Annotated in this window: 28 protein-coding genes and 1 pseudogene; 23 read left to right on the top strand and 6 right to left on the bottom strand. The window is 73.6% G+C overall.

Features of this window, described 5'->3' with window-relative positions; genetic code table 11:
* Nucleotides 1–10 precede the first annotated feature (10 nt).
* The 4 genes from AC07DW_RS09125 to AC07DW_RS09110 are packed head-to-tail and all read left to right on the top strand — an operon-like array spanning nt 11 to nt 3,940.
* Nucleotides 11–1,369, top strand: a complete 1,359-nt coding sequence (locus tag AC07DW_RS09125) for an NYN domain-containing protein (protein ID WP_478856973.1) — start codon at nt 11–13, stop codon at nt 1,367–1,369.
* A gap of 38 nt (nt 1,370–1,407) precedes the next feature.
* The gene (locus AC07DW_RS09120; protein WP_478857024.1) at nt 1,408–2,379 is read left to right on the top strand and encodes an ABC transporter ATP-binding protein; all 972 of its coding nucleotides are present in this window, start codon (nt 1,408–1,410) and stop codon (nt 2,377–2,379) included.
* Between the two features lie 13 nt (nt 2,380–2,392).
* Nucleotides 2,393–3,226: an ABC transporter permease gene (locus AC07DW_RS09115; RefSeq protein WP_478856972.1), complete on the top strand. Its 834-nt coding sequence runs from the start codon at nt 2,393–2,395 to the stop codon at nt 3,224–3,226.
* 42 nt (nt 3,227–3,268) lie between these two features.
* Nucleotides 3,269–3,940: a DUF2567 domain-containing protein gene (locus AC07DW_RS09110; protein ID WP_478856971.1), complete on the top strand. Its 672-nt coding sequence runs from the start codon at nt 3,269–3,271 to the stop codon at nt 3,938–3,940.
* A 138-nt stretch (nt 3,941–4,078) separates the two neighbouring features.
* Here AC07DW_RS09110 and ybaK read toward each other — a convergent pair whose 3' ends face one another.
* From ybaK to AC07DW_RS09090, 4 genes are all read right to left on the bottom strand, one after another.
* Entirely contained in the window at nt 4,079–4,576 is a 498-nt protein-coding gene (gene ybaK, locus AC07DW_RS09105) for a Cys-tRNA(Pro) deacylase (protein ID WP_478856970.1), read from the bottom strand.
* A gap of 14 nt (nt 4,577–4,590) precedes the next feature.
* On the bottom strand, nt 4,591–5,331 hold the full coding sequence (locus tag AC07DW_RS09100) for an LON peptidase substrate-binding domain-containing protein (protein ID WP_478856969.1): 741 nt from the start codon (nt 5,329–5,331) through the stop codon (nt 4,591–4,593).
* 5 nt (nt 5,332–5,336) lie between these two features.
* A complete protein-coding gene (locus AC07DW_RS09095; protein ID WP_478856968.1) occupies nt 5,337–6,365 on the bottom strand; it encodes a hypothetical protein in 1,029 nt (342 codons plus the stop codon).
* Nucleotides 6,366–6,479: 114 nt separating this feature from the next.
* Entirely contained in the window at nt 6,480–8,090 is a 1,611-nt protein-coding gene (locus AC07DW_RS09090; protein ID WP_478856967.1) for an oxidoreductase, read from the bottom strand.
* Nucleotides 8,091–8,250: 160 nt separating this feature from the next.
* Here AC07DW_RS09090 and hisD point away from each other — a divergent pair, with 160 nt between their 5' ends.
* From hisD to hisF, 8 genes are all read left to right on the top strand, one after another.
* Nucleotides 8,251–9,573 (top strand): histidinol dehydrogenase, encoded by a 1,323-nt coding sequence (hisD, locus tag AC07DW_RS09085; protein ID WP_478856966.1) that lies wholly within the window; start codon nt 8,251–8,253, stop codon nt 9,571–9,573.
* A complete protein-coding gene (locus tag AC07DW_RS09080) occupies nt 9,570–10,688 on the top strand; it encodes a histidinol-phosphate transaminase (protein WP_478856965.1) in 1,119 nt (372 codons plus the stop codon). Before hisD ends, AC07DW_RS09080 begins: the two co-directional genes overlap by 4 nt.
* On the top strand, nt 10,685–11,278 hold the full coding sequence (gene hisB, locus AC07DW_RS09075; protein WP_030492957.1) for an imidazoleglycerol-phosphate dehydratase HisB: 594 nt from the start codon (nt 10,685–10,687) through the stop codon (nt 11,276–11,278). Before AC07DW_RS09080 ends, hisB begins: the two co-directional genes overlap by 4 nt.
* 118 nt (nt 11,279–11,396) lie before the next feature.
* Complete coding sequence (locus tag AC07DW_RS09070) at nt 11,397–11,564, top strand: hypothetical protein (RefSeq protein ID WP_478856964.1); 168 nt, start codon at nt 11,397–11,399, stop codon at nt 11,562–11,564.
* A gap of 5 nt (nt 11,565–11,569) precedes the next feature.
* Entirely contained in the window at nt 11,570–12,208 is a 639-nt protein-coding gene (gene hisH / locus AC07DW_RS09065) for an imidazole glycerol phosphate synthase subunit HisH (RefSeq protein WP_478857023.1), read from the top strand.
* A gap of 48 nt (nt 12,209–12,256) precedes the next feature.
* The gene (gene priA / locus AC07DW_RS09060) at nt 12,257–12,982 is read left to right on the top strand and encodes a bifunctional 1-(5-phosphoribosyl)-5-((5-phosphoribosylamino)methylideneamino)imidazole-4-carboxamide isomerase/phosphoribosylanthranilate isomerase PriA (RefSeq protein WP_478856963.1); all 726 of its coding nucleotides are present in this window, start codon (nt 12,257–12,259) and stop codon (nt 12,980–12,982) included.
* Nucleotides 12,979–13,395, top strand: a complete 417-nt coding sequence (locus tag AC07DW_RS09055) for a RidA family protein (protein WP_478856962.1) — start codon at nt 12,979–12,981, stop codon at nt 13,393–13,395. Before priA ends, AC07DW_RS09055 begins: the two co-directional genes overlap by 4 nt.
* Complete coding sequence (hisF, locus tag AC07DW_RS09050) at nt 13,392–14,147, top strand: imidazole glycerol phosphate synthase subunit HisF (protein WP_478856961.1); 756 nt, start codon at nt 13,392–13,394, stop codon at nt 14,145–14,147. Before AC07DW_RS09055 ends, hisF begins: the two co-directional genes overlap by 4 nt.
* 24 nt (nt 14,148–14,171) lie before the next feature.
* Here the strand turns inward: hisF and AC07DW_RS09045 are convergent, their stop codons facing one another.
* On the bottom strand, nt 14,172–14,558 hold the full coding sequence (locus AC07DW_RS09045) for a VOC family protein (protein ID WP_478856960.1): 387 nt from the start codon (nt 14,556–14,558) through the stop codon (nt 14,172–14,174).
* A gap of 137 nt (nt 14,559–14,695) precedes the next feature.
* Nucleotides 14,696–15,331: a TIGR03085 family metal-binding protein gene (locus AC07DW_RS09040; protein ID WP_478856959.1), complete on the bottom strand. Its 636-nt coding sequence runs from the start codon at nt 15,329–15,331 to the stop codon at nt 14,696–14,698.
* 84 nt (nt 15,332–15,415) lie between these two features.
* On the opposite strand from AC07DW_RS09040, the gene hisI reads away from it, so the two are divergent.
* The 11 genes and pseudogenes from hisI to lgt all read left to right on the top strand — a co-directional run bounded on the left by hisI (nt 15,416) and on the right by lgt (nt 24,777).
* Complete coding sequence (gene hisI, locus AC07DW_RS09035; protein ID WP_478856958.1) at nt 15,416–15,775, top strand: phosphoribosyl-AMP cyclohydrolase; 360 nt, start codon at nt 15,416–15,418, stop codon at nt 15,773–15,775.
* 11 nt (nt 15,776–15,786) lie between these two features.
* Nucleotides 15,787–17,274, top strand: coding sequence for an anthranilate synthase component I (locus tag AC07DW_RS09030; protein ID WP_478856957.1), 1,488 nt, complete (start codon nt 15,787–15,789; stop codon nt 17,272–17,274).
* Nucleotides 17,275–17,296: 22 nt separating this feature from the next.
* On the top strand, nt 17,297–17,959 hold the full coding sequence (locus AC07DW_RS09025) for a TIGR02234 family membrane protein (RefSeq protein WP_478856956.1): 663 nt from the start codon (nt 17,297–17,299) through the stop codon (nt 17,957–17,959).
* A 97-nt stretch (nt 17,960–18,056) separates the two neighbouring features.
* The gene (locus AC07DW_RS09020; protein ID WP_478856955.1) at nt 18,057–18,329 is read left to right on the top strand and encodes an HGxxPAAW family protein; all 273 of its coding nucleotides are present in this window, start codon (nt 18,057–18,059) and stop codon (nt 18,327–18,329) included.
* 83 nt (nt 18,330–18,412) lie between these two features.
* Nucleotides 18,413–19,075: a DUF2752 domain-containing protein gene (locus AC07DW_RS09015; protein WP_478856954.1), complete on the top strand. Its 663-nt coding sequence runs from the start codon at nt 18,413–18,415 to the stop codon at nt 19,073–19,075.
* Between the two features lie 115 nt (nt 19,076–19,190).
* On the top strand, nt 19,191–20,000 hold the full coding sequence (trpC, locus tag AC07DW_RS09010) for an indole-3-glycerol phosphate synthase TrpC (protein WP_478856953.1): 810 nt from the start codon (nt 19,191–19,193) through the stop codon (nt 19,998–20,000).
* A gap of 282 nt (nt 20,001–20,282) precedes the next feature.
* Nucleotides 20,283–20,429, top strand: coding sequence for a tryptophan biosynthesis modulator TrpM (trpM, locus tag AC07DW_RS09005; RefSeq protein WP_478857022.1), 147 nt, complete (start codon nt 20,283–20,285; stop codon nt 20,427–20,429).
* A 146-nt stretch (nt 20,430–20,575) separates the two neighbouring features.
* Nucleotides 20,576–21,868: pseudogene (gene trpB, locus AC07DW_RS09000) on the top strand (tryptophan synthase subunit beta); the annotation flags it as partial.
* Between the two features lie 71 nt (nt 21,869–21,939).
* Nucleotides 21,940–22,755 carry a tryptophan synthase subunit alpha gene (trpA, locus tag AC07DW_RS08995; RefSeq protein ID WP_478856952.1) on the top strand — a complete coding sequence of 272 codons (816 nt, stop codon included), beginning with the start codon at nt 21,940–21,942 and terminating at the stop codon, nt 22,753–22,755.
* A gap of 63 nt (nt 22,756–22,818) precedes the next feature.
* Nucleotides 22,819–23,679, top strand: a complete 861-nt coding sequence (locus AC07DW_RS08990) for a DsbA family protein (protein ID WP_478856951.1) — start codon at nt 22,819–22,821, stop codon at nt 23,677–23,679.
* A gap of 105 nt (nt 23,680–23,784) precedes the next feature.
* Nucleotides 23,785–24,777: a prolipoprotein diacylglyceryl transferase gene (gene lgt / locus AC07DW_RS08985; protein WP_478856950.1), complete on the top strand. Its 993-nt coding sequence runs from the start codon at nt 23,785–23,787 to the stop codon at nt 24,775–24,777.
* Nucleotides 24,778–24,812: the final 35 nt, after the last annotated feature.

Raw genomic sequence — 24,812 nt, 5'->3', positions numbered from 1 at the left:
CCGAAAGAGGGTGGAACACGTGGACCGCTGCGTCGTTCTGGTGGACGCCGGCTACCTGCTGGGAGCCGCCGCCAGCCTTCTCGCCGGAGAACCGGCCCGCTCCCGGATCACCGTCGACCACACCGCCCTCATCCAAGGCCTCCGCGAACGCGCCGAGGCCGACACCGAGCAGCCCCTGCTGCGGATCTACTGGTTCGACGGCGCCCCCGACCGCGTACCCCAGCCGGAACACCGCAGGCTGCGCGTCATGCCCCGCGTCACGGTCCGGCTGGGTGCCCTGACGCGCAGCGACGGGCGCTGGGCCCAGAAGGGCGTCGACGCCGCGATGCACGCCGAACTCACCGAGCTGGCCCGCAACCGCGCCTGCTCCGACATCGTGCTCGTCACCGGCGACGGGGACCTGCTGCCCGGCCTGATGTCCGCCAAGGAACACGGGGTCGCCGTCCACCTGTGGGCCGTCCAGGCCGCCGACGGCGACTACAACCAGTCCGAGGACCTGGTCGCCGAGGCCGACGAACGCCGGGTGCTCGACCGCGAATGGATCACCCGGGCCGTCCGCGCCAAGGAGCTCACCGGGCCCTGCTCGCCGCCGCCGGTGCCGCGCCCCGAGATCGCCGCGATCCTCTCCGCCCCGCTGCCCGAGTCGGCGCTCGCCGCCTCCGCCGAGCGCGCCGCCGAAGCCTCCGCCGCGGCCTCCGCCGGGGTCAACGGCACGGCGCCGTCCGCCAACGGCACGCCCGCCGTCAACGGGACGCCCCTCAACGGCCGGACCGTCCACGCGCCGCCCCGCGAGGACGGAGCGGCCGGCGCGGGCGGGACCGGCGCGCCCTCCCCGGGCGGCGGCGCCAAGGGCGGCGGTGTCCCCACGCCCAAGGACCTGGCCGCCCTGCACGCCCCCGGCCCCCAGGCCGCCACCGGCCCGGCGGGCGCCGCCCAGCCGGCGAACGCCACGCTCCGCTGGTCCTCCGACCGGGGCTGGGTCGACCGCCCCGGCGGCACGGTCGGCGAACCGCCCGAGACCGCCTCGCTGCCCACCCTCGCCCAGCTGACCAGTGCCGAGCAGCGCTGGGCCGACCGCGAGGAGGACATCACCACGGTCGGCGGCGACCCCTTCGAAGTGGGCCAGGTCTTCGCGCGGCGCTGGATGGAACGGCTGCCGGACCCCGCCCACGTACAGAAGCTCTCGACGATGTACCCGCGCATCCCGCACCGCATCGACGGCGAACTGCTGCGCTACGCCGCCCGGTTCGGCCTGCTCGCCCACAAGGACGACCAGATCGACGAGCACGACCGGTACGCGATCAGGGCCGGGTTCTGGCGCGAGATCGACGTACGGGCGGCGGCCGAGCACGCCCCCGTGGGCGAATAGGGCACGGCGACCCTTTAGGCTCATCCCTCGTGAGTACGGTGTGCGCGGTGCGGGAGCTGGTCAAGACGTACCCCGCCACGCGCGGCAGGCGCGGGCGGCCCGCCACACCCGAGGTGCGCGCCACCGACGGGGTGTCCCTGGACGTGCGCGGCGGTGAGATCTTCGGCCTGCTCGGCCCGAACGGCGCGGGCAAGTCCACCCTCGTGCGGCAGCTGACCGGCCTGATGCGTCCCGATTCCGGCACCGTCCAGATGCTCGGCCACGATCTCGTACGCCACCCCGAGCGCGCCGCGCGCCTGATCGGCTACCTCGGGCAGGAATCCACCGCCCTCGACGAGCTGACCGTGGCGCTCGCCGCCGAGACCACCGGGCGGCTGCGCGGCCTCACGGCCCGGGACGCCCGGGCCGAGCGGGACGCCGTACTGGAGGAGCTGGGGCTCACCGAGCTGGCCGGGCGCCCCCTGAAGAAGCTGTCCGGAGGCCAGCGGCGGCTCGCCTGTTTCGCGACCGCGCTGGTCGGGGAGCGGCCGTTGCTGATCCTCGACGAGCCGACCACCGGTATGGACCCGGTCGCCCGGCGCGCCGTGTGGGCCGCCGTCGACCGGAGGCGGGCCCGGCACGGCACGACCGTGCTGCTCGTCACCCACAACGTCATCGAGGCCGAGACCGTGCTGGACCGGGTCGCCGTGCTGGAGCGCGGGCGGGTCATCGCCTGCGACACCCCGGCGGGCCTGAAGGAACGGGTGGCCGGCGAGGTGCGTGTGGAGCTGGTGTGGCGCGAGCGGGCTCCGCTGGACGTCCCCGAGGTCGCGGCGCTGCGGGCTTCGGCCCAGGAGTCGGGGCGCACCTGGGTGCTGCGCCTGGCGCCGGACGAGGCGCGGGCGGCGGTCGCGGCGGTGACCGGCGGCGCCGCGTTCGCCGCGCTCGACGACTTCACGCTGGCGACGCCGAGCCTGGAGGACGTGTACCTCGCCCTCGGTGGCGAGACGAAGGGCCTGGTCAAGGCATGAACAGGAGCATCCGTTGAGCATCGTGCCCGCACAGGCCGTGGCATCCGGCGCGGTCCGGACCGCGCAGGCCGGTGACCCCGCCGCGCGCGACGCCGCGCCGCTCGCGCCGCGCGCCCGGCTGCTGCCGGCGCTCGCCGCGGTGTACCGGGCCCAGCTCTCGCGGGCCCGGGTGGCCCGCATCCCGCTGCTGTTCGTGGCGACCTTCCAGTCCGTCGGGATCATGGTTCTGATGCGCGGGGTCGTCGACGGGGGCGCGGAGGCGCGGGCCGTGGTGGCCGGGTCCTCGGTGCTGGTGGTCGCGTTCGTGGCGCTGAACCTGCTCGCGCAGTACTTTGGGCAGCTGCGGGCGAGCGGCGGGCTGGACCACTACGCCACGCTGCCGGTGCCGCCCGCCGCGGTGGTGCTCGGCGCGGCCGGGGCGTACGCCTCCTTCACGGTGCCGGGGACGGTCGCGACGGCGGTGGCCGGCTCGGTCCTCTTCCAGCTGCCGCTGACTCACCTGTGGATCCTGGCGGCGGTCGTCCCGCTCGCGGGCGCCGCCCTCGCCGGGCTCGGCGCGGCCCTCGGGCTGCTCGCCCCGCGCCAGGAGCTCGCCACCCTGCTGGGCCAGCTCGGTATGTCGGCCGCCCTGCTGCTGGGCGTGCTGCCCGCCGACCGGCTGCCCGGCCCCATCGGGTGGGCCCGGGACCTGCTGCCGTCGACGTACGGGGTGGAGGCGCTCGCCCGCACGTTCGACGCCCGCCCCGACTGGGCGGCGGTCGGGCTGGACCTCGCGGTCTGCGCGGCGGTCGGCGTGGTCTCGCTGGCCGTCGCGACGTGGGCGTACCGGCGGGCGGCGGTCCGGTGATCCGGTGAGGCACCGCCCGGACGCGCCTGGCACGATGGCAGGGTGACCGCACCGCTGACTCCGCCGCACCGGCCGTCCCCGCAGGACTCCGCATGGCCGCCGCCGTACCCCGCCGTCCCGAAGGACACGGACGCCATGGACGACATGGATGACACGGACGACACGCCGGACATGGCCACGGAGGTGCGCCAGGGTGTGGTGGTGCTGCTCGCGGTGACCCTCGCGGGGGTAGCTCTCGGGCTGCTGTGGCTGTGGCTGGCCCCGCGCATCCCGCTGATCTCGGACGGCAAGGCCGTGTTCCTCAAGGACACCGAGGGCGAGAACGCGGTCGGCGCCGACGGTACGTTCGTGCTGCTGGCGCTCGGTCTCGGGGCGCTCAGCGCCGCGGTCGTCTTCTGGTTCCACCGGCACGGCGGCATCGCGATCGTCGTCGGCCTCGCCGTGGGCGGGGTCCTCGCCTCGCTCCTCGGCTGGGGGCTCGGCACCCTGCTCGGCCCGGCGCACGACGTGGCGGAGCACGCCCGGGCGGTCGGCGCGGGCGTCACGTTCGAAGCGCCGCTGGAGCTGAAGGCGCACGGGGCGATCCTGGCGTGGCCGGTGGCCGCGATGCTCGTCCACCTGGCGCTCACCGCCCTGTTCGGCCCCCGCGACCCGGAACCCGACTGGGACGACGCCGTCCTGCCCCCGCCGCCCCCGCACGACGCCCGCCCCTGACGACGGGCGCCACGCGCGTGGGCCGGGCGCCGGCGAGGGCCGGGCGCGTGGTCGGGGCCACAGGCGCCGGGAGCCAGGCGCCGGCGGGGCTCAGGCGCAGCTACCCGCGCGGGCCGGCCGGGCCCCCGCCGGCGAGGCTCAGGCGCGGCCGATCGGTGCCAGCACCGCGTCCGTGAGGGCCGCCAGGTCGGCCGGGGCCAGCTCGACCTCCAGGCCCCGCCGCCCCGCCGAGACGCAGATGGTGGCGTGCCCCGACGCGGAGGCGTCCAGGACGGTACGCAGCCGCTTGCGCTGGCCCAGCGGGGAGATGCCGCCCCGGACGTACCCCGTGGTGCGCTCCGCCGCGGCCGGGTCGGCCATCGTCGCGCGCTTGCCGCCCACCGCCGCCGCGAGGGCCTTCAGGTCCAGCTGGCCGGCGACCGGGACGACCGCGACGGTCAGGTCGCCGTCGACGTCGGCGACCAGGGTCTTGAAGACCCGGTCGGGGGAGACCCCGAGGGCTTCCGCGGCCTCCTCGCCGTACGAGGGGGAGGCGGGGTCATGATCGTAGGCGTGCAGGGTGAAGGGCGTGCCGGCGGCCGTGAGGGCCACCGTCGCCGGGGTGCCACCCGCTTGCTTCCTGGGCTTCTTCGCCACGCTGGTCCCTCGTGTCAGTTGGGGCTCGTCGGCGCCCGGGTCAGGTCCACCGCCGGCAACGACGGCAGGTGCCGCAGCACGGCGGTCTCCGCCCGCAGCAGGTGCAGTTCCTCGCGCAGCCGCGTCGCCGTGTCCGGCGCCTGGAGGAGCCGCTGCTTGGCCGGGGTGTCGAGCACCGCCGCCGCGGCCACCAGGTACGAGACGACGGAGGGCTCGTCCGGCAGTTCCTGACTGGTCGTCAGGGACCGCTCCCGGGCCCCGGCCAGCCGCTTCTGGTAGGCGCGGAACGCCCGCAGGACGCCCTCGGCGAGCGCTCCCGCCCCGTCGCCGCGCTCCTCCTCCAACTCCTCCAGCTCCGCGGTCAGGAACGGTCCGGTCGCGTCGACCGACAGCAGCTTCACCCGGGTGGTGCCGGTCGCCAGCACCTCGAAGCTGCCGTCCTCCCGCTCCCGGATCGTCGCCGCGTCGGCGATGCAGCCCACCCGGTGGAACGCCTGGATGGGGTCCGGTCCGAAGCCCGCCGCGGGCCCCTTCTCGGGCAGCGCCGTCTGGTCGGGCAGCCCGGGCGCGGTGGGCGCGACCTCGCGCCCGTCGCGGATCGCCACGACGGCGAAGCGGCGCGGCTCCGACTCATCGGTCTTGAGCAGCTCGCGCATCATGGCGCGATAACGCTCCTCGAAGACGTTCAGGGGCAGCACGAGGCCCGGGAACAGCACCGCGTTCAGCGGAAAGAGTGGCAGGCGAGCGGTGGTCACAGCGGTCAAGCGTAATGGCCGCCCGGACGGCCGCGTCCGGCCCGTCCGCGCAAGCCGGCCGCGGAGGCCACCTCCAGGCGTACGCCGTCCCGTGCGTCGAGGAACCGGCCCAGCGGGTCCTCGCTCACCGACGACCACGGGAACGACGTCGCGTACGGGCCGATCAGCCGGAACTGGTCCAGTGCCGCCGCCCACCGCTCCCGGCCCGTCAGCACGTACGCCAGGACGTTGCGCACCTCGGCCGGCCACGGGTCGGCCACCGGGTACCGCCCGGACAGCTCGATCGCGAGGTCCGCCGCCGCGTCGATCCGCTCCTCCCGTACCGAGGCGGTGTCACCCGCTCTCAGCCGGGTGAACGCGGCCCGCACCGGCAGCGCCCTGATCAGCGACCCGGGCAGCGCGTCGGCGGCGGCCTGCTCGGCGAAGTCGAAGCACTCGCGGTGCGCGCCGCGCCGCTGCGTCGACAGGTACGCGAGCGCGGCCACATGGCACCCGTAGTGGTGCGCGGAGCGGCGTACGGCCTGCTCCCACAGCGTCTCGAAGGCGGTGTGCGTGGCGTGCGTCCCGCGCGCGTGGTCCAGCGCCAGGCGCCAGGGCACCGGGTCGAGCGGCGCCGCCCCGGCCGCCGCGTCGATCAGCGGCCCCAGCTCCTGGAGCCGCTCGGCCCGCGCCGGGGACTCCCACGCCCTGCGGACCGCCACCTCCGCCTTGACCAGCAGGGCGTCCGGGTCGTGGGGCGTGGCCGCCAGCCACCCCGCCAGCCACGCGTCGCGGCCGCGCGCGAAGGCGGCCAGCCGCGTGACGTACCGGTCGCGGCTCTCCCACTCGGCGGCGCCGCGCGTGGTGGCCAGCAGCTTCGCGGCCGGTTCGTGGTCCCCGAGCGCGGCGGCGACCAGCGCGGGGGCGAGCCGCTCGTCCGGCGCGTCGAGCAGCACCGCGTGGTCCGGCGGCAGCCCGTCCGCGAGGTGCGGCGCGTGCCGGACCCCGCGGGCGGTGCTGAGCAGGGCACGGAGCAAAGACATGGTGCGGACCATTGAAAACCGCAGGTCGGAGCCGCGCCAGAGGCCCCGCTGTGAAGCTTTGGTAGGGGCGGAATGGTTGCACGGACGAATGCCAAGAGAACGTAAAGAAAGAGGGGTGCGGGTGTGTCAGCTGCGCCGGAGGAGACGTGAGGCACCGGCTGCGACGGTGGTGGCGAGGATCCACCCGAGCAGGATGAGGACGGTCGACGCCCACTGCCAGGTACCTCCCAGCCGCCAGTACCCGTCCTGGCCGAGATTGATCACCGGCAGCAGCAGGTCCAGCGCGTACAGGGCCGCGTTCCAGTTCGGGTGCTCACCCGGCTTGATCGCCGGCGGATCGCACCGGGAGAAGGCGAACGTCCCCGCGGCCCACAGCACCGCCATCCACAGCGCCGCCCGGCCCGGCCGGTACCCGTAGGCCACCGTCCAGTCCTGGAGGTAGCCCCACATCTTCGCCGCCAGCGGCAGCGTCTCGCGCCTGCGGCGCTGCTTGGCGAGCAGGACCTCCCGCGCGTCGGCGTCCTCACCGCTGTTGCGCAGCACCATGGCCAGCCGCTCGTACGGCTCCGGGGCGAACTCCGGGGTCGCCGCGGCCACCCACTCCAGCCGGCGGGCGAGCGGGAAGTGGCCGTACGGCACGAGGTTCTCGTAGACGAAACCGCCCATCGCCAGCCCGCCGGGCCCCGGCCAGCTGGTCGACAGGTCGATCAGCGTCACCACCTTGGCGCCGTTGAGCACCACCCGCCCCTCCTCCGGGCGCTCGCCGTTGAAACGCAGCTCCGGGGTGACGATCCGGCGCAGCGACAGCTCCTCGCGCCGCTCCGACGACAGCAGGAAGCGGGCGTGGTGGAAGTCCACCGCGTCCCCGAACCGGCCGTCGTCCAGCCGCACCCCGCCCCGGCACTCGAACGGCTGGACGCGCGTGCCGCGCATCGGCGTGTTGAAGTTGGCGAGCCCGCCGGGCGGTGTCGCCCCCGTCGCGTTCCCCGTCCGGTCGCTGACCCAGGCGTACGTCATGTACAGCGTCCGCTCGACGGTCAGCTGCGGCGCGTTGAGCGCCCGCCGGCCCTCCGCGCCCCGCAGCCTGCTGCCGCGCAGGCTCAGCGAGACGCCGACCTTCGCACCCCGCAGCGAGAACTCCCCGTGCGTCTCGATGAGCTCCGCCGTCAGGTCCTGCGCCACCGACATCCCGTCGGCCACGATCGCCCGGCCGCGCCGGTCGGGCCCCACGTGGATCTGGCTGATCAGCAGGTCCGTGCCGATCTGGGCGTCGGTCAGCCGCATGCCGCGGTCCACCCGGCAGCGCGGCAGGTGCAGGTCGCCCTCGGTGTGCAGCCGCGCCGCCTCCAGCCGCGGTATCGCGCACTTGACCATGCGCAGCGTGGTGAACCGCGACTCCGGCAGCACCACCTCGTTCTCGAACCGGCAGCCGTGCAGTTCCACGTACGGCCCGATGGTGCCGCCCGCCAGGTCGAGCGTCCCGGTGATGTGCACCCCGCGCAGCTTCAGCGCCGACACCCGCCCCGCCAGCGCGGGCGGCCCGTCCAGCAGCAGCAGCGCCACCTTGTCGGCCCGCACGCTCCGCTCCGGCGGCCACACGCGCGGCGAGAACGGGTCGTCCAGCACCGCGTTACCGGTGCTCAGGTCGTACGTGGCGCCGATCCGGAACGCCTGCCACATCCCCACCTCGGACGGGGTGAGGTCGGCCGGCACATCGTCGTCGTGCGGCTCGGTCACTGCCGCCCCCTCCGCTTCCCCTGATTCGTACGGTTGTTCTTCCCTCTGTGTGACGGACCGAACGCTAACGGTCAGGTGTGACAACAAGACGCCACTGCGGCGTGTATCAGCCAGTGATACGGGCGCTCTGCCGCGCGACGCCGTCTGCGAGAATTGACCTGTGATCTCACGAATCGATCTGCGCGGCGACGCCCTCCCGGAGGGTGGCGCTCTGCGCGACCTGCTGCCCCGTGCCGAGTTCGACGTGGAAGCCGCCCTGGAGAAGGTGCGGCCGATCTGCGAGGCCGTGCATCATCGGGGAGACGCGGCGCTGATCGACTACGCGGAGAAGTTCGACGGGGTCGTCCTGGACCGGGTGCGCGTTCCGGCCACCGCGCTCACGCGCGCGCTGGAGGAGCTCGACCCGGCCGTCCGCGCCGCCTTGGAGGAGTCGATCCGGCGCGCCAGGATCGTCCACCGCGCGCAGCGCCGCGAGGAGCACACCACCCAGGTGGTGCCCGGCGGCACGGTCACCGAGAAGTGGGTCCCGGTCCAGCGAGTCGGTCTGTACGCGCCCGGCGGCCGCTCCGTCTACCCCTCGTCCGTGATCATGAACGCGGTGCCGGCACAGGAGGCGGGCGTCGAGTCGATCGCCCTCGCCTCCCCGCCGCAGAAGGAGCACGGCGGCCTCCCGCACCCGACGATCCTCGCCGCCTGCGCCCTCCTCGGCCTCGACGAGGTGTACGCGGCCGGAGGCGCCCAGGCCGTCGCCATGTTCGCGTACGGCACCGAGTCCTGCGCCCCCGCCAACATGGTCACCGGCCCCGGCAACATCTGGGTCGCCGCCGCCAAGCGGTACTTCACCGGCCGGATCGGCATCGACACCGAGGCCGGCCCGACCGAGATCGCGGTCCTCGCCGACGACACCGCCGACCCGGCGCACGTCGCCGCCGACCTGATCAGCCAGGCCGAGCACGACCCGCTCGCCGCCGCCGTCCTGGTCACCCACTCCACCGACCTCGCCGAGGCCGTGGAGAAGGAGCTGGAGCCCCAGGTCGCCGCCACCCGGCACGTCGACGACCGGATCGGGCCGGCCCTGCGCGGCAGGCAGTCCGCGATCGTGCTGGTCGACGGTCTGGAGGAGGGCCTGCGCGTCGTCGACGCGTACGGCGCCGAACACCTGGAGATCCAGACCGCCGACGCGGCGGCCGTCGCCCGGCGCGTCCGCAACGCCGGCGCGATCTTCGTCGGGCCGTGGGCGCCGGTCTCGCTCGGCGACTACTGCGCCGGGTCCAACCACGTCCTGCCCACCGGCGGCTGCGCCTGCCACTCCTCCGGCCTGTCCGTGCAGTCGTTCCTGCGCGGCATCCACATCGTGGACTACACGCGCGACGCGCTCGCCGAGGTGGCCCACCACGTGGTGACCCTCGCGGAGGCGGAGGACCTGCCGGCGCACGGCGCGGCGATCAAGGCCAGGTTCGGATGGAAGGTGCCCCAGCGGTGACCATCGGCATCGACGACCTGCCCATCCGCGACGAGCTGCGCGGCAAGTCCCCCTACGGCGCCCCGCAGCTCGACGTACCCGTACGCCTCAACACCAACGAGAACCCGTACCCGCTGCCCGAGCCGCTCGTCGAGCGGATCGCCGAGCGGGTCCGGGAGGCGGCACGCTCGCTCAACCGCTACCCCGACCGGGACGCCGTCGAACTGCGCACGGAACTGGCCGCCTACCTCACCCGGACCACCGGGTACGAGGTCGGCACCGCCAACGTCTGGGCCGCCAACGGGTCCAACGAGGTCATCCAGCAGCTGCTCCAGACGTTCGCCGGACCGGGCCGCCTCGCGATCGGCTTCGAGCCCTCGTACTCGATGCACGGCCTCATCTCGCGCGGGACCGGGACGGGCTGGATCTCCGGGCCGCGCAACGACGACTTCACCATCGACGTCGCCTCCGCGACGGCGGCCATCGCCGCGCACCGCCCCGACGTCGTCTTCATCACCTCGCCCAACAACCCCACGGGCACCGCCGTCGAGGCGGAGACCGTGCTGGCGCTGTACGAGGCCGCGCAGGCGGCCAAGCCGTCCCTGGTGGTGGTCGACGAGGCGTACGTGGAATTCAGCCACCGCCCCTCGCTGCTGTCCCTCATCGACGGCCGCCCCCACCTGGTGGTCTCCCGCACCATGTCCAAGGCGTTCGGCGCGGCGGGCCTGCGCCTGGGGTACCTGGCGGCCCACCCGGCCGTGGTCGACGCCGTCCAACTGGTGCGGCTGCCCTACCACCTGTCGGCCGTCACCCAGGCCACCGCGCTCGCGGCCCTGGAGCACACCGATACGCTGCTGGGGTACGTCGAACAGCTGAAGACCGAGCGGGACCGGCTGGTCACCGAGCTGCGCGCCATCGGCTACGAGGTGACCGAATCCGACGCCAACTTCGTACAATTCGGGCGGTTCACCGGCGAGGGTGCCGCACACGCGGTGTGGCAGAAGATCCTCGACCGGGGCGTCCTGGTCCGTGACAACGGCGTACCGGGCTGGCTGAGGGTCACCGCCGGCACCCCGCAAGAGAACGACGCGTTCCTGGATGCGGTTCGCGCACTGAAGAAGGAGCAGAGCTCATGAGCCGCGTAGGACGGGTCGAGCGCACCACCAAGGAGACGTCCGTCGTCGTCGAGATAGACCTCGACGGCACCGGAAAGGTCGACGTGTCGACCGGCGTCGGCTTCTACGACCACATGCTGGACCAGCTCGGCCGCCACGGACTGTTCGACCTGACCGTCAAGACCGACGGCGACCTGCACATCGACTCCCACCACACCATCGAGGACACCGCCCTCGCCCTCGGCGCCGCCTTCAAGCAGGCGCTCGGCGACAAGGTCGGCATCTACCGGTTCGGCAACTGCACCGTGCCGCTGGACGAGTCCCTCGCCCAGGTCACGGTCGACCTCTCCGGCCGCCCCTACCTCGTGCACACCGAGCCCGAGAACATGGCGCCGATGATCGGCTCCTACGACACGACGATGACCCGGCACATCCTGGAGTCCTTCGTCGCCCAGGCCCAGATCGCGCTGCACGTCCACGTGCCGTACGGGCGCAACGCCCACCACATCGTGGAGTGCCAGTTCAAGGCCCTCGCCCGCGCCCTCCGGTACGCCTCGGAGCGCGACCCGCGCGCGGCCGGGATCCTGCCCTCCACGAAGGGCGCGCTGTGAGCGACGCACACGCGGCCGCCGGGCCGGGGACGACTGCGATGCCCGCACCTCCGCGCCGCGCGGGCGGGGACGGGGGCACCTCCCGGGTGTCGGCCCCGGGGGAGAACGGAAGAGCACTGTGACCGGTCTTTCGACCATCCTGATCGTCGTCGGCCTCTTCCTCGCGGGAGGCGTCTACTCCTTCAGCAAGCAGCAGATGCCCAAGGGCGTCGTCGTCCTGCTGGCCATCGCCTCCCTGATGTGCCTCGTGGCGGGCGTCATGCGGATCCAGGGAATCTGGGAATGAGCGCAATGAACTCCAAGAAGGTCGTCGTCTTCGACTACGGGTTCGGCAACGTCCGCTCCGCCGAGCGGGCCCTCGCCCACGTCGGAGCCGACGTCGAGATCACCCGCGACTACGACAGGGCCATGAACGCCGACGGGCTCCTCGTCCCCGGTGTCGGTGCCTTCTCCGCCTGCATGACCGGGCTCAAGGAGGCGCGCGGCGACTGGATCGTGGAGCGCCGCCTCTCCGGAGGGCGGCCCGTCATGGGCATCTGCGTCGGCATGCAGATCCTCTTCGGACGCGGCATCGAGCACGGCGTGGAGACCGAGGGCCTGGACGAGTGGCCCGGCACAGTCGGTCCCCTGAAGGCCCCCGTCGTCCCCCACATGGGCTGGAACACCGTCGAGGCCCCCGAGGACAGCCGGCTGTTCGCCGGCCTGGACGCCGACACCCGGTTCTACTTCGTGCACTCCTACGCCGTCCACGACTGGAGCCTGGAGATCACCAACCCCGCGATGCGCGCGCCCAGGGTCACCTGGTCCACGCACGGTGAGCGGTTCGTGGCGGCCGTCGAGAACGGCGCGCTCTCGGCGACCCAGTTCCACCCCGAGAAGTCCGGGGACGCCGGCGCCCAGCTGCTGACCAACTGGCTCGACACCCTCTGACCCGCCCCACCCCCCCCGACCCGCCAAAAGGATCTAGGACCCGCTGAGATGAGCAAGCTCGAACTCCTTCCCGCCGTCGACGTCCGGGACGGCCAGGCCGTCCGGCTCGTCCATGGCGAGTCCGGCACGGAGACCTCCTACGGCTCTCCGCTGGAGGCTGCCCTCGCCTGGCAGCGCGCGGGCGCCGAGTGGCTGCATCTGGTGGACCTCGACGCCGCCTTCGGCACCGGTGACAACCGGGAACTCATCGCCCAGGTCACGAAGGCCATGGACATCAAGGTGGAGCTGTCCGGCGGCATCCGCGACGACGCGTCGCTCGCCGCCGCGCTCGCCACCGGCTGCACCCGCGTCAACCTGGGCACCGCCGCGCTGGAGACCCCCGAGTGGGTCGCCAAGGTCATCGCCGAGCAGGGCGAGAAGATCGCGGTCGGCCTGGACGTCCGCGGCACCACCCTGCGCGGCCGCGGCTGGACCCGCGACGGCGGCGACCTCTACGAGACGCTGGCCCGCCTCGACTCCGAGGGCTGCGCCCGCTACGTGGTCACCGACATCGCCAAGGACGGCACGCTCCAGGGCCCCAACCTGGAGCTGCTGCGCAACGTCTGCGCGGCCACCGACAAGCCGGTCGTCGCCTCCGGAGGCGTCTCGTCGCTGGACGACCTGCGCGCCCTGTCGGAGCTCGTCCCGCTGGGCGTCGAGGGCGCCATCGTCGGCAAGGCGCTGTACGCCGAGGCGTTCACCCTGGAGGAAGCGCTCGCGGCGGTGGCCGGATGAGCGACTCCCCGCGCCGTGTGGTGACCGGTGCGCCGTGGGAGGAGCAGTTCGGCTACTCCCGCGCCGTAGAGCTTCCCAACGGCCTGGTCCTGGTCTCCGGCTGCACCTCGATCGTCGACGGCCAGATCGCCGGCGGCGGGCCCTACGACCAGACGGTCAACTCCTTCAACGTGGCCTTCGCCGCGCTCGCCCGGCTCGGCCTCGGCCCGGCCGACGTGGTGCGCACCCGGATGTACCTCACCCACGCCCGGGACGTGGAGGAGGTAGGCCGCGCCCACAAGGAGCTGTTCGACGACGTCCGCCCCGCCGCTTCAATGATCATCGTCTCCGGCCTCGTCGACCCCAGCCTGGTCGTCGAGGTCGAGGTCGAGGCGTACCGGGCCGACACCACCCGAGGAGGTACCGCCTCATGACCCTCGCGGTACGCGTCATCCCCTGCCTGGACGTGGACAACGGCCGGGTCGTCAAGGGCGTCAACTTCCAGAACCTCCGCGACGCCGGCGACCCCGTCGAGATGGCCAAGCTGTACGACGCCGAGGGCGCCGACGAGCTGACCTTCCTCGACATCACCGCCTCGTCCGGCAACCGGGAGACCACCTACGACGTGGTGCGCCGCACCGCCGAGCAGGTCTTCATCCCGCTGACCGTCGGTGGCGGCGTACGCAGCGCCGACGACGTGGACAAGCTGCTGCGCGCCGGCGCGGACAAGGTCGGCGTCAACACGGCGGCCATCGCCCGGCCCGAGCTGATCCAGGAGATCGCCGAGCGCTTCGGCCGCCAGGTGCTGGTGCTGTCGGTGGACGCGCGGCGGACCCCGGAAGGCACCTTCGAGGTCACCACGCACGGCGGACGCCGCGGGACCGGCATCGACGCCGTCGAGTGGGCCCACCGGGCCGCCGAGCTGGGCGCGGGCGAGATCCTGCTCAACTCGATGGACGCGGACGGCACCAAGGACGGCTACGACACCGAGATGATCGCCGCCGTCCGCAAGCACGTCACGGTGCCGGTGATCGCCTCCGGTGGCGCGGGCGCGCTCGCCCACTTCCCGCCCGCGATCGACGCGGGCGCCGACGCGGTGCTGGCCGCGTCCGTCTTCCACTTCGGCGACCTGCGGATCTCCGAGGTGAAAGCCGCCCTGCGCGAGGCCGGCCACCCGGTCCGCTAGGTCATCCCTGGCGGCTGCAGGGCCTCAGACGAGCGGCTGGGCGAGCTGGACGAGGTTGCCGACGGTGTCGTCCAGCACCGCCGTCAGCACCGGGCCGTGCTCGGTGGGCGGCTGGGTGAACCGCACACCCAGCCCGCTCAGCCGCTCGTGCTCCGCCCGCAGGTCGTCGACCCCGAGGACGATGCACGGCAGCCCCGCCTCCCGCAGCCCCCGGCGGTACCGCTCCGCCACGGGGCTGTCCCCGGGCTCCAGCAGCAGCTCCACATCCTGACCGGGCGCGGCCACCGTGATGAAGCGCGCGCCGCCGAGGTCGAGGTTCGTCCGGGTCTCGAAGCCGAGCACGTCGGCGTAGAAGGCGTGGGCCTTCTCCTCGTCGTCGACGTACACACTGGTCATCGCGATCCTGATCATGCTGGTCCTCCTCCCGCGCCCGTACGTCCGATGATGCCCGCCGCCACCGACGGCGGCCGGTCGGACGCCGGACGCGCGTGCGGCGCCCACGGCGGGGCGCGGGCGCCACACGGAGCCCTCGCGGGCGGATCCTCCGGTCAGATCCCCAGCTGCTTCGTCCCGTGCAGCCGCTCCACGGCGTCCTTGTCGCCCTCCACCTCGACGTCCGCCGCGTCCTGCCGGCCGAAGACGAACATCGTGAGCTCGCCCGGCTCACCCGTCACGGTGACCACCGGCGTGCCCCGGTGGGCGACCGTCGTCTGGCCGTTGGGCCGGCGCAGCACCAGACCCACCGGAACCTTGCGGCACAGCATGCGCGCCGCCTTCTCCAGGCGCACCCACAGGGCCTCCGCGAAGACCGGGTCCAGCTCGCGGGCCGTCCAGTCCTGCTGTGCCCGGCGGACGTCCTCGGCGTGCACGAAGAACTCGACGGTGTTGGCGCCCTCGTCGAGCTGCTTGATCGCGTACGGGGACATCCGGGGCGGGCCCGTCCGGATCAGCTGGATCAGTTCGTCGTACGGCTTCGACGCGTACTCCGCCTGCACCTGCTCCAGGCGCCCCCGCAGGGCCCCCAGCAGTATCCCGGCGGCCGCGTCCGGACGGCGCTCGCGCACCACCACATGGGCCGCCAGATCACGGGTCTTCCACCCCTCGCACAGGGTCAGGGCATCGGGGCCCGCCGCCTCCAAAAGGTCGGCGAGCAGGAGCCGTTCACGCTTGGCATGGGTCGACATGGGGGCCAGGGTACGGCCGCGGGGTGCGGTCCGCCCAGTGGACGCACCACCTGAAGGACCCCGCCGTCACGGCACAATGGCCCTATGACCAGCAACCTTGACCCGGCCATCGCCGCCCGTCTCAAGCGCAGCCCCGACGGGCTGGTCCCGGCCATCGCCCAGCAGTACGACACCGGCGAGGTGCTCATGCTGGGCTGGATGGACGACGAGGCCCTGCACCGCACCCTCACCACCGGCCGCTGCACCTACTGGTCCCGCAGTCGCCGGGAGTACTGGGTCAAGGGCGACACCTCCGGTCATGTGCAGCACGTCAGGTCCGTCGCCCTCGACTGCGACGCCGACACCGTCCTGGTCAAGGTCGACCAGGTCGGGGCCGCCTGCCACACCGGCGCCCGGACCTGCTTCGACGCCGATGTCCTGCCGCTCGGAAAGCCCGGAAAGTAGGGTCGGACGCCATGGACCTCGAGACCTTCCGCAAGCTGGCGGCCGACCGCCGCGTGATCCCCGTCAGCCGCCGTCTCCTCGCCGACGGCGACACCCCGGTCGGCCTCTACCGCAAGCTCGCGGCCGAACGCCCCGGCACCTTCCTCCTGGAGTCCGCCGAGAACGGCCGCTCCTGGTCCCGGTACTCCTTCATCGGCGTACGCAGCTCCGCGACGCTGACCGCCCGCGACGGCCGGGCCCACTGGATCGGCTCCCCGCCCGTGGGGGTCCCCGTGGACGGCGACCCCCTCCAGGCGCTGCGCGCCACCGTGGAGGCCCTCCACACCCCGCGGGACCTGGCCTCCGGGATGCCGCCCTTCACCGGCGGAATGGTCGGCTACCTCGGCTACGACATCGTGCGCCGCCTGGAGCGCATCGCCGACCACGGCGACGACGACCTCCGGCTGCCCGAGCTGACGATGCTGCTCACCTCCGACCTCGCCGTGCTCGACCACTGGGACGGCACGGTGATGCTCATCGCCAACGCCATCAACCACAACGACCTCGACACCGGCGTCGACGAGGCGTACGCGGACGCCGTCGCCCGCCTCGACGCCATGGCCGCCGACCTCGCCGAGCCGCTCCGCACCGAACCCGCCGCCCTCCCGCCCTCCGAGCTGCCGCCGTACACCGCCCTGTGGGGCGGCGCGGCCTACCAGGACGCCGTCGAGGACATCAAGGAGCGCATCAGGGCCGGCGAAGCCTTCCAGGTGGTGCCCTCCCAGCGCTTCGAGACCCCCTGCACGGCGAGCGCCCTGGACGTCTACCGGGTCCTGCGGGCGACCAATCCGTCGCCGTACATGTACCTCTTCCGCTTCCACGGCTTCGACGTCGTGGGCTCCAGCCCCGAAGCGCTCGTCAAGGTCGAGGACGGGCACGCGATGCTCCACCCGATCGCCGGCACCCGCCCGCGCGGGGCCACGCCGCAGGAGGACCAGGCCCTCGCCGACGAGCTCATCGCCGACCCCAAGGAGCGGGCCGAGCACCTGATGCTCGTCGACCTCGGCCGCAACGACCTCGGCCGGGTCTGCCAACCCGGTTCCGTCGAGGTCGTCGACTTCATGTCCATCGAGCGGTACTCGCACGTCATGCACATCGTCTCGACCGTCACCGGCCGTGTCGCCGAGGGCCGTACCGCCTTCGACGTCCTCACCGCCTGCTTCCCCGCCGGCACGCTGTCCGGCGCGCCCAAGCCGCGCGCCATGCAGATCATCGAGGACCTGGAGCCCACCAGGCGCGGCCTGTACGGCGGCTGTGTCGGCTACCTGGACTTCGCGGGCGACTCCGACACGGCGATCGCCATCCGCACCGCGCTCCTGCGCGACGGCACGGCGTACGTCCAGGCGGGCGCCGGCGTCGTCGCCGACTCCGACCCGGTCGCCGAGGACACCGAGTGCCGCAACAAGGCGGCCGCCGTCCTCCGCGCCGTGCACACCGCCAACCGGATGAAGGGCGCATGACGGCATAAGGGATAGTGGAGACGTGAGTGCCGCATCCGTACCCCAGCCCCGTGCCACCCGCGCGGACCGGACGGCGGCCGCTTCGGGCGGCCGCCGCAGCCTGGCCGCCGCCCTGCTCCTCGGCGCCGTGGGGGCAGCCGTCGTGCTGCTCGCCTCGGGCCAGACCTGGGCCGAGGGCACCGTCGCCGTCGGCGGCGGCACCGTGCCGCTCGACGTCGCGGGCGGTGACGTCACCGGTGTACCGACCGCCCTCGCCGTCGTGGGCCTGGCGGCCCTCGTCGCCGTCTTCGCCGTACGCCGCGCCGGCCGGTTCCTCGTGTCGCTGCTGCTCACCCTGAGCGGGGCGGGCGCGGCCGTCGCCGCGTACCTGGGGGCCTCCGACCGCTCCGCGCTCGACGAGAAGGCCGCCTCGACCACCGGGGACGCCGCCGCCCGCATAGGCGCCCTCACGCACACCGCCTGGCCCTACGCGACGGCCGTCGCCGCGCTGCTGATCCTCGCCGCCGGGCTGCTGGCCCTCCGCTACGGCCGCGCCTGGCCCGCCATGTCCGGGCGGTACGAGCGCGACGCGGCCCCCCGCACGGCCAGGAGCGGCCGCGCGGCCGCCCCCACCGACCCGGAACGGCCCGAGGAGCTGTGGAAGGCCCTGGACCGCGGCGAGGATCCGACCGACCCGCGAGGGTGACCCCCGGATCACTTCCCACGCGCGTGTGCGGGACAATGTCGCGGAGCGTCCGCACCCGGCGGGGCCCTAAGAGAGCAACATCAACGAGGAGCAATTCATGGCCAGCGACCATGGACACACCCCGGCCGCCTGGACCGGTGTCATCATCTCCTTCATCGGCTTCTGCGTCGCCGGTGCCTTCATGGTGGCGGACAACCCGTTCGGCTTCTGGGCGGGCATCGCCGTCATCCTGCTCGGTGGTGTCGTCGGAGGCGCGATGAAGCTCGCCGGCCTCGGGCAGAAGCCGTCGCCGGAGCTCGACCGGGCCCGCGCGGAGGCGGCCCGCAAGGACCACACCCCCGAGACCGGCCGCGCGGACGTCCACGCCTGAGCCGTCCGGGCGCATCCCGGCACGAGGCGCGGTCCGGCACCAGCCGGGCTGCGCCTTTTCGCGTCACCGGGGACAATCAGCCGGTGGACCCCAACCCGCCGCTCGCAGCTCCCGCCCCGCCGGCCGCCCGCCCCGTGCCGGCCGCCCCCGCCGTGCCGGCCGCCCCCGCCGTGCCGGCCGCCCCCGCCGTGCCGGCCGCCGCCCCTGTGCCCGCCGCCGGCCCCGCGTCCCCGGCGCCCCCGGTGCCCGCTCTGGGCGCGGCCGCCGGGCCCGGAGCCGGGCACGGCCCGCCGCAAGCGCCCGCAGCGGCCGCTTTCCCGCCGCCGGGGCCGTACCGGACGGGGCCGCGCTCGCTCCGGCAGCGGGTCGCGCCGCCGCTCGGCGTCCTCGCCGGCGTCGCGGCGGCCTTCGCGTACGTCGGGGCCATCGACCCCAACGAACCCGGCCACTACCCCGTCTGCCCGCTGTTCCGCCTCACCGGGATCCTCTGCCCCGGCTGCGGCGGCCTGCGCAGCGCCCACGCGTTCGTCCACGGCGACCTGGCGACCGCCCTGGGCGCCAACGCGATCGCCGTCGGCGGGTACGTCGTCTTCGCCGTGGCGATGGTGTTCTGGCTGGTGAGGGCCGTGCGCGGACGGCCCGCGGGGATCACTCTCCGGCCGGTCTGGTGGTGGGCGGCCGGCGCGGTGCTGGTGCTTTTCTCGATCGTCCGGAACCTTCCGTTCGGTTCGGCGCTCGCTCCGTGAAACCGCAGCTCACAGCGGTGCGGTCGGCCGGATGAGGACTCTTGGCCCCGGTGCGGATACCATCGAGGTGACTGATCCTGATCCAACATCACCGTCCCGGAAGGGGGCCGCTCGCGTGAGTGTGCTCGACGAGATCATCGAAGGCGTTCGCGCCGACCTCGCAGAGCGACAGGCGCGGGTCTCCCTGGACGAGCTCAAGGAGCGTGCGGCCAAGGCGCCGCAGGCCAAGGACGGGGCCGCCGCGCTGCGCGGCGACGGCGTCAAGGTCATCTGCGAGGTGAAGCGCTCCAGCCCCTCCAAGGGCGCGCTCGCCGCGATCGCCGACCCCGCGGGGCTCGCCGCGGACTACGAGGCGGGCGGCGCGTCCGTCATCTCCGTACTGACCGAGCAGCGGCGCTTCGGCGGCTCCCTCGCCGACCTGGAAGCCGTCCGCGCCAAGGTCGACATCCCGGTCCTGCGCAAGGACTTCATCGTCACCGCCTACCAGCTCTGGGAGGCCAGGGCCTACGGCGCCGACCTCGCCCTGCTGATCGTCGCCGCCCTGGAGCAGCCCGCTCTGGAGTCGCTGATCGAGCGGGCCGAGTCCATCGGCCTCACTCCGCTGGTCGAGGTGCACGACGAGGACGAGGTCGAGCGGGCCGTCGACGCGGGCGCCCGCGTCATCGGCGTCAACGCGCGCAACCTGAAGACCCTCAAGGTGGACCGCACCACCTTCGAGCGGGTCGGCCCCGAGATCCCCGCCCACATCGTGAAGGTCGCCGAGTCCGGCATCCGCGGACCGCACGACCTGATCGCGTACGCCAACGCGGGCGCGGACGCCGTGCTCGTCGGCGAGTCCCTGGTCACCGGGCGCGACCCGAAGTCCGCGGTGGCCGACCTGGTCGCCGCGGGCGCCCACCCGGCCCTCCGGCACGGACGGGGCTGAGCCCTCCCCATGACCGCCGCCGCCCGCCCCGTCGCCGCCGCGACGCCGCACCGGACGCACCCGCGCCCGTCGCAGGCGTCGCCCGCGGCCACGCGCGCGTGCCGGGCGGACGGCCCCACCCGCGCGTACCGGGGCCCCGGTACGGACCGCTCCACGCGCGCGTGCCCCGCTTCCGCGCCGGACCTCGGCGCGCGGACCCCCGACCGGCCGGGCACGGGCACCTCACCCGCGTACCTCACCGTCCCGGCGGCCGACGCGGCCTCGCGCGACCCCTACGCCCGGCTGGCCAGGGGCTGCCGCCCGCGCGGCTGCCGGGCCCCGGCGCGCCGCGTGCACGGGCGTCGCGTCCGCTACGTCATCGGTGACGAGCCCGGCCAGGTCAACGGCATGCGATGGCGTGCGCGCACCGCGCGCCGCCTCGACCGCTGACCGACCGCCCTCACCCTCCGCGTCCCGCACGGAGCGGACCCGACGGCGGGCGGGCGGCGGCCGACCGGTGGTGCCGGCGCACACCGTGACACCGTCAAGCCGAGACATCCGGGGGCCTCGGTCGCCCCCGTAGAGGAGCATGTCGCATGCCCAGCGAGTTCTTCCTTCCCGACCCCGAGGGTCAGGTCCCCAGCGCCGATGGCTACTTCGGCGCCTACGGCGGCAAGTTCATCCCCGAGGCCCTCGTCGCCGCGGTCGACGAGGTCGCCGTCGAGTACGACAAGGCCAAGAGCGACCCCGAGTTCGCCGCCGAGCTCGACGACCTGCTGGTCAACTACACCGGCCGGCCGAGCGCCCTCACCGAGGTGCCCCGGTTCGCGCGGCACGCGGGCGGGGCGCGGGTCTTCCTCAAGCGGGAGGACCTGAACCACACCGGCTCGCACAAGATCAACAACGTGCTGGGCCAGGCCCTGCTCACCAAGCGCATGGGCAAGACCCGGGTCATCGCCGAGACCGGCGCCGGCCAGCACGGTGTCGCCACCGCCACCGCCTGCGCCCTGTTCGGCCTCGAATGCACCATCTACATGGGCGAGATCGACACCCAGCGCCAGGCGCTGAACGTCGCCCGGATGCGGATGCTGGGCGTCGAGGTCATCCCCGTCAAGTCCGGCAGCCGCACCCTCAAGGACGCCATCAACGAGGCGTTCCGCGACTGGGTCGCCAACGTCGACCGCACGCACTACCTCTTCGGGACGGTCGCCGGACCGCACCCGTTCCCCGCCATGGTGCGCGACTTCCACCGCGTCATCGGCGTCGAGGCCCGCCGCCAGATCCTGGAACGGGCCGGCCGGCTGCCCGACGCGGCCGTCGCCTGCGTCGGCGGCGGCTCCAACGCCATCGGCCTGTTCCACGCGTTCATCCGGGACACCGGCGTGCGCCTGGTGGGCTGCGAGCCCGCCGGACACGGCGTCGAGACGGGCGAGCACGCGGCCACCCTCACCGCCGGCGAGCCCGGCATCCTGCACGGCTCCCGGTCGTACGTCCTCCAGGACGACGAGGGCCAGATCACCGAGCCCTACTCGATCTCCGCCGGTCTCGACTACCCGGGCATCGGCCCGGAGCACTCGTACCTCAAGGACAGTGGCCGCGGCGAGTACCGCGCGGTGACGGACGACGCGGCCATGCAGGCGCTGCGCCTGCTGTCCCGCACCGAGGGCATCATCCCGGCCATCGAGTCCGCCCACGCGCTCGCCGGTGCCCTGGAGATCGGCCGGGAGCTCGGCGAGGACGGTCTCATCGTGGTCAACCTCTCCGGCCGCGGCGACAAGGACATGGACACCGCCGCGCGCTACTTCGGCCTGTACGGCACCGACGCCGCCCCGGTCGAGGCCGACGCCTCCGCCGACGACGGCGCGGCCGAGATCCAGACGGACACCGAGATCCGTACCGGCACCGGGATCCGGGTGGGCACCACGGACCAGGCGGGCACCACGAACCAGGGGGGCACCAAGTGAGCGGGAACATCGAGCTGCTGAGCGACACCCTGCGGCGGGCCAGGTCCGAGAACCGGGCCGCCCTCATCGCGTACCTCCCGGCCGGCTTCCCCACCGTCGACGGCGGGATCGAAGCCGTCAAGGCGGTCTTCGACGGCGGCGCCGACGTCGTCGAGGTCGGCCTGCCGCACAGCGACCCGGTCCTGGACGGCCCGGTCATCCAGACCGCCGACGACATCGCGCTGCGCGGCGGCGTCAGGATCGCCGACGTCATGCGCACGGTGCGCGAGGCGCACCAGGCCACCGGCAAGCCGGTCCTGGTCATGACGTACTGGAACCCCGTCGACCGGTACGGCGTCGAGCGCTTCACCGCCGAACTCGCCGAGGCGGGCGGCGCCGGCTGCATCCTGCCCGACCTGCCGGTCCAGGAGTCCGCCGTCTGGCGCGAGCACGCCGACAAGCACGGTCTGGCGACCGTCTTCGTCGTCGCGCCCAGCAGCAGGGACGAGCGGCTGGCCACCATCACCGAGGCCGGCTCCGGCTTCGTCTACGCAGCGTCCCTGATGGGCGTCACCGGCACCCGCGAGTCCGTCGGCGAACAGGCGGCCGACCTGGTGCGCCGCACCCGCGCCACCTCCGACCTGCCGGTCTGCGTGGGTCTCGGTGTCTCCAACGCCGAGCAGGCAGCGGAAGTCGCCGGTTTCGCCGACGGCGTCATCGTCGGCTCCGCGTTCGTCAAGCGGATGCTCGACGCCGACGACCACGCGGCCGGCGTCGCCGCCGTACGGGAACTGGCGGGCGAACTCGCCAAGGGGGTACGGCGAGTTTCGTAGCTCGTACGGGTGGAAGTGGACCGGGGAGGCGCGCGGGCGCCTCCCCGGTTCGTTGCTGTGGGCGTGAGCGAGAAGAACAGTGCAGGCAAGCGGAGCGCGCGGATGCGCCTCCAGGAGGAACGCGAGCGCCAGAAGGCCCGCGACAAGCGCAGGCGTACCCTGATCGTCGCGACCGCCGTCGTCGGCGTGCTCGGGCTGGCCGCGGTCGTCGGGCTCATCGCCGCGAACACCGGCGACAAGGGCGACAGCTCCGGCTCGGGCCCCGTCGCCGCCCCCACCGGCGCGGCCGGCGAGGACCGGCTGGCCATCCCGGTCGGCGCCACCGACGCCCCTTCCACGCTCACGATCTGGGAGGACTTCCGCTGCCCGGCCTGCGCCCAGTTCGAGAACGCCGCCCGCGACACGATCCACGAGCTGACCGACTCCGGCCAGATCAGGGTCGAGTACCACCTGGCCACGATCATCGACGGCAACATGGGCGGCAGCGGATCGCTCAACGCGGCGAACGCCGCGGCGTGCGCCCAGGACGCCGGCACGTTCGTCCCGTTCCACGACACGCTCTACCAGAACCAGCCCCCGGAGCAGGACGACGCGTTCGCCCGGGACGCCAAGATCTTCGAACTGGCCGCCAAGGTGCCCGGCCTGGACACCCCCGCCTTCCGCTCCTGCGTAGCGGAGGGCACGCACGACAAGTGGGTGAACAAGTCCAACGAGGCGTTCCGCGACGGCGATTTCCGGGGCACGCCGACGGTGCTGCTCAACGGTGAGTCGATCTTCCCGAGCAAGGGCAAGGAACAGATCTCCATCGAGAACCTGAAGAAGTGGGTCGCCGAGGCGAACAAGGGCAAGAAGCCGGGCACGGCGTTCCCGTCGCCCGCCGCTCCCGCCTCGCCCCCGGCCCCCGCGTCCTCCCCCTCCGGCTGAGCGAGGCGTCCGCCTCCGGCCGAGCGCGGCGGCCCTGGCTGTTATCCAGTCTTTGCCGGGCGGGTTGCCCCGTCTCCCGCCCGGCAGGGTAGCGTCGGACCTGCCATGGACCTTGCCTACATTCCCAGCCCGTCGACCGGTGTGCTCCATCTCGGACCGGTCCCGCTGCGCGGCTATGCCTTCTGCATCATCATCGGTGTCTTCGTCGCCGTCTGGTTCGGCAACAAGCGCTGGCTCGCCCGGGGCGGCAAAGCCGGCACCGTGGCCGACATCGCCGTGTGGGCCGTGCCCTTCGGCCTCGTCGGCGGCCGGCTGTACCACGTGATCACCGACTACCAGCTGTACTTCAGCGAGGGTGAGAACTGGGTCGACGCGTTCAAGATCTGGGAGGGCGGCCTCGGCATCTGGGGCGCCATCGCGCTCGGCGCCGTCGGTGCCTGGATCGGCTGCCGCCGCCGGGGCATCCCGCTGCCCGCGTACGCGGACGCCATCGCGCCCGGGATCGCCCTCGCCCAGGCGATCGGACGCTGGGGCAACTGGTTCAACCAGGAGTTGTACGGCCGGCGCACCGACCTGCCGTGGGCGCTGGAGATCAGCGAGGGTCCCAACCGCGAGGCCGGGCTCTACCACCCGACCTTCCTGTACGAATCGCTGTGGTGCGTCGGCGTCGCGCTGCTGGTCGTCTGGGCGGACCGCCGGTTCCGGCTGGGTCACGGCCGGGCGTTCGCGCTGTACGTCGCGGCGTACTGCGCCGGACGCGGCTGGATCGAGTACATGCGTGTCGACGAGGCGCACCACGTTCTCGGTCTCCGGCTGAACGTATGGACCGCGATCGTGGTCTTCCTGCTGGCCGTGACGTACATCGTGCTCTCGTCGCGGATGCGGCCGGGCCGCGAGGAGGTCGTGGAACCGGCGGCGCTCGCGGAGCTGGCCAAGGCCGACGCGGCGAAGGCGGACGCGGCGAAGGCGGACGCGGCGAAGGCCGACCCGGAGGGGCCCGCCGGCACGGTCGGGGACGGGGGCGCGTCCGGGGCGGGTGCGAAGACCGGGGACGGCGAAGGAACCGGTGTGCGGCCGGAGTCGGCCGAGAAGAGCTGACCTGTTCGTGGTGCGGGGCGGCCGCCGGGACCTCA

This window comes from Streptomyces sp. NPDC045701, from assembly GCF_056432045.1.
Note: the sequence above shows the minus strand (reverse complement) of the source record. Positions and strands in the feature narration are given on the sequence as shown.